This is a genomic window from uncultured Corynebacterium sp. (assembly GCF_902782855.1).
Taxonomy (GTDB): domain Bacteria; phylum Actinomycetota; class Actinomycetes; order Mycobacteriales; family Mycobacteriaceae; genus Corynebacterium.
On sequence record NZ_CACZOO010000222.1, the window covers coordinates 1 to 3614 of the forward strand.

The window sequence follows — 3614 nt, forward strand, 5'->3', positions numbered from 1 at the left end:
AAACCCTCTTCACCGCCTACCGCACCCACTCCCAGTGGATCCCCCTGGCAGACGGCCTCGCCGAGATCGCCCGGCACGCCAAGACCCTCAACTACGAAGGCGTGGTGCTCTTCCTCGACGAGCTCATCCTCTGGCTGATGTTCATGCGCTCGGCCGAAGCCTTCAACAACGAGGCCCAGAAGCTCACCCTCCTCGTCGAATCCGGGCAGGGGCAACTCGCCGTCCCCGTCATCTCCTTCATCGCCCGTCAGTACGACCTGGCCACCTGGAAGGATTCCTCGGTGGACGCCGGCCGCGAGGTCGAGGCACGCCGCCAGTCCTTCAAGCACCAGGAGGGCCGCTTCAACGACATCGAACTGGGCAGCCGTAACCTGCCGATGATCGCCAAGAAGCGCCTGCTGCGTCCCCTCAACGATGCCGCCGAGATGAAGCTCTCCCGCGCCTTCGCCGACCTGCGCCTCGACCACGAGACGATGGACGTGCTGCTCGATGCGGTGAACACCGACGAGAACCACCAGGCCTCCGATGCCGCACGCTTCGAACTGACCTTTCCCTTCTCCCCCGCCCTGATCGATACCCTGATCAACCTCTCCTCGATCATGCAGCGTGAGCGCACCGCACTGAAGGTCATGGAGACGATGCTCATCGACAAGCGGAACACGATGCGCATCGACTCGGTCTTCCCCGTCGGCGACGCCTTCGACTACGTCCTTGCCGGCAACGACAAGATGGGGAATGACGCAGCCCGCCGCTTCGCCCTCGGCCGGAAGTTCTGGACCGACAAGCTGCGTCCGCTGATCCTCAAGACCCACAAGCTGCCGGCGGACACGCGCGACGCCGACGTCGCCGACACCCCCGCCGGCACCGAGATGCGCATCGGCAAGACCCTCATCCTCTCCGCGATCGCCCCTGAGGTCCCGGCCCTCAAGCAGATGACCGCCTCCCGCCTGGCCCACCTCAACCACGGGTCGATCCGCGCGCCGTTCCGCGGTGGAGACGTCTCCATGGTGCTCAAGCTCGTCAACTCCTGGGCCGCGGAGTTCCCCGAGGTCATCGTCACGCCCGGCGTGAAGAACCCGGTGATCAGCCTCAAGCTCGAGGACGTGCCCTGGGAGGCAGTCATCGCACAGTCCCGCGTCCACGACACCGACGGACGCCGCCAGCGAAAGATCCGCACCCTGCTGGCCGAGGCCTTCGGCATCGGCACCACCGAGGCCAACATGGACGGCTCCTACGCCCGCACCGTCACCTGGCGCGGCACCGACCGCACCGTGGAGTTCGTCTTCGGCAACGTCCGCGACGCCCGCGACCTGCCCGACCACATCTTCACCCCCGGCACCGAGGGCAACCTGCGCCTCGTCGTCGACTTCCCCTTCGATGAACCCGACCACTCCGTCGCCGAGGACCACACCCGCGTCAAGGCCCTGGCCGGGTCCATCACGACCGCACCCTTCACCGCGATCTGGCTGCCGCACTTCCTGTCCTCCGAGCGGATGGAGAAGCTCGGCGAACTCGTGATCATCGACCACGTCCTCACCGAGAACGGCTGGCGGGACGCCACCGCCACCATCGCCGCCGATGACCGTGAGGCCATCCGGCAGACCCTCAAGCAGCGCCAGGTCTCCCTGACCAACCAGCTCACCCTGTGGCTGACCTCGGTCTACGGGGTGGAGGCCGGCGAGGAGTTCGCCATCGGCCAGGAACCGCTGAAGACCCTCGACCCCGCACTGAGCCTCTCCAAGCCACGCGGTACCTCCCTGACAGACGCCACCGACAGGCTCATCGCCACCCTCTTCGACCAGAAGTTCCCCGACCACCCGGACTACGGTTCCGAGCGCTCCCTGACGAAGGCGGACTTCAGCAAGGTCGTCGACGTGCTGCGCGAGGCCGCCACGGATTCCCAGGGCCGCGTCAACAATGTCCCGATGGACGCCCGTAAGGCCTGCCGCACGATCCTGCCCGCGCTGAAGATCGGCGCCATGCACGAGTCCCACCTCGTCTTCACCGCCGACAACGCCGGTTCGGTCCTCACCACCGGCATCCCCCAGCGGCTGCGGGCCGACGGTCGCGATCCTGCCCAGCCGGTCTCCGTCGCCGCCGTGGAGGACGCCGTCAGTGCCCTGAACCCGAACGCCGGGCTCACCGACCTCACCAAGGACCTCTACGTCTGTGCCTGGGCCGCGCTGACGAACCGCTCCTGGGTCGACCACTCCCGTGAGATCGAGGCCCCGGCCTTCCGTAATCTCGACTACCGCATGGAGCTGCGCCCGGTCGTCCTGCCCGACCAGGAGGACTGGGACACGGCCCTCACCGTCGCCGCCAAGCTCTTCGGCCTGCAGTCCGCCAGGCACCGCAGTTCGGCGAATCTGCGTGCCTTCCAGTCCGGCGTCCTCGACTCGGTCGAGGAACTCCGTGGCGATGCCGCCCGTTACTCCGAGACCCTCGGTACGGTGCTGCGCGCCCTCGGTGTGAGTTCGGTGCCGAAGCGGTCCCGGCTGGCCGACGAGACCTCCACCCTCCTCGAGGCGATCCACCGCGACCGGGCGGACGCCCTGAAGATCGTCACCCACCTCGCCGGGGCTGAAACCTCGGAGCAGAAGATCCTCGGGGCGACGATGGAGGAGGCAGCCGTCGGCCTGAGCAACTCGCGGGTCGCCGCTGCCGCCCTGCAGCGGCTCACCGCCAACGGCTCCGCCCCGATCACCGGCCCCGCCACCTATGCCGCCGGGCATCCGGACGCTGACAAGGGGGCGGGCGTCATCCTCGCCAACCTCGTCGACGCGCTGTCCGAGCATGAGTTCAAGACTCCTGCCACCACCGCTGTCGACCGGTTCTCCAACGACCGTGCCCGCTGGGAGAACGAGGTACTCAGTGCTGCCACCCCCGTGACACCGGTCGTCCCGGAGCCGGTCGTGGAGCCCGCTGTTGAGCCGGAACTGCCCCCGCAGAAGCCCGTCCTCGACGAGGAGGTCACCACGACCTCCGTCGACTCCTTCGGCGCCCGCCTGTCCGAACTGCTCAAGCAGGGCAAGCGGGTGCGGGTGACTGTCGAGGTGATCGAATGAGCGCCCAGCTGCAGGTGCGCCGGCGCGACATCGACGAGAAGATCGACTACCTCACCGGCAAGAACTACCGGGAGGCGGTGATAGTCCTGCACACCGACCAGGTGTGGACCGGGCCCGGTGAGTACGAGCGCCCCACAGGTGACCGGGTGGCGGTGACCGAGGTCCGCACCCCGCTGGCCCTGCGCTTCGCCCTCACCCGGATCCCGCGGCAGGACCCGGCAGTACCGTGGAACGTCTTCCTCACCCCCCTGGGGGACGCGGACCTGCCCGCCGATGTCCGTGACCGGCTGCACCCCTACCATGACGTCCAGGTCGTCGACCCGACTCGCAGCCTGCTCAGTGCGTTCTCTGCGACGTCGGTGCTGCCGGGCGTCATCGTCCCGGCGGACATCCCGGATACCCTCGCCTTCCTTGACACGTCCGGGTCCGTCATCGTGCCCGCCCCGGCCGGACGCCTCTCCGCCGACCATCTCGCGGCACAGGTGCTGGTGTCAGGGCTGGGGTGGGCGTCCGCCGGGATCGAGGTGACCGGCCAGTTCGGGCTGGCGG

At 68.2% G+C, this 3614-nt stretch carries 2 protein-coding genes; both read left to right on the forward strand.

The genetic code is table 11. The features are described 5' to 3' along the window. A partial coding sequence (locus tag QZV72_RS09375; RefSeq protein WP_297007742.1) for a phage resistance protein occupies window positions 1-3065 on the forward strand: 3065 nt, incomplete at its 5' end. Then, window positions 3062-3614 (forward strand): hypothetical protein (locus QZV72_RS09380; RefSeq protein WP_297007743.1); only part of this gene is annotated, 553 nt, incomplete at its 3' end. The genes QZV72_RS09375 and QZV72_RS09380, both read left to right, overlap by 4 nt.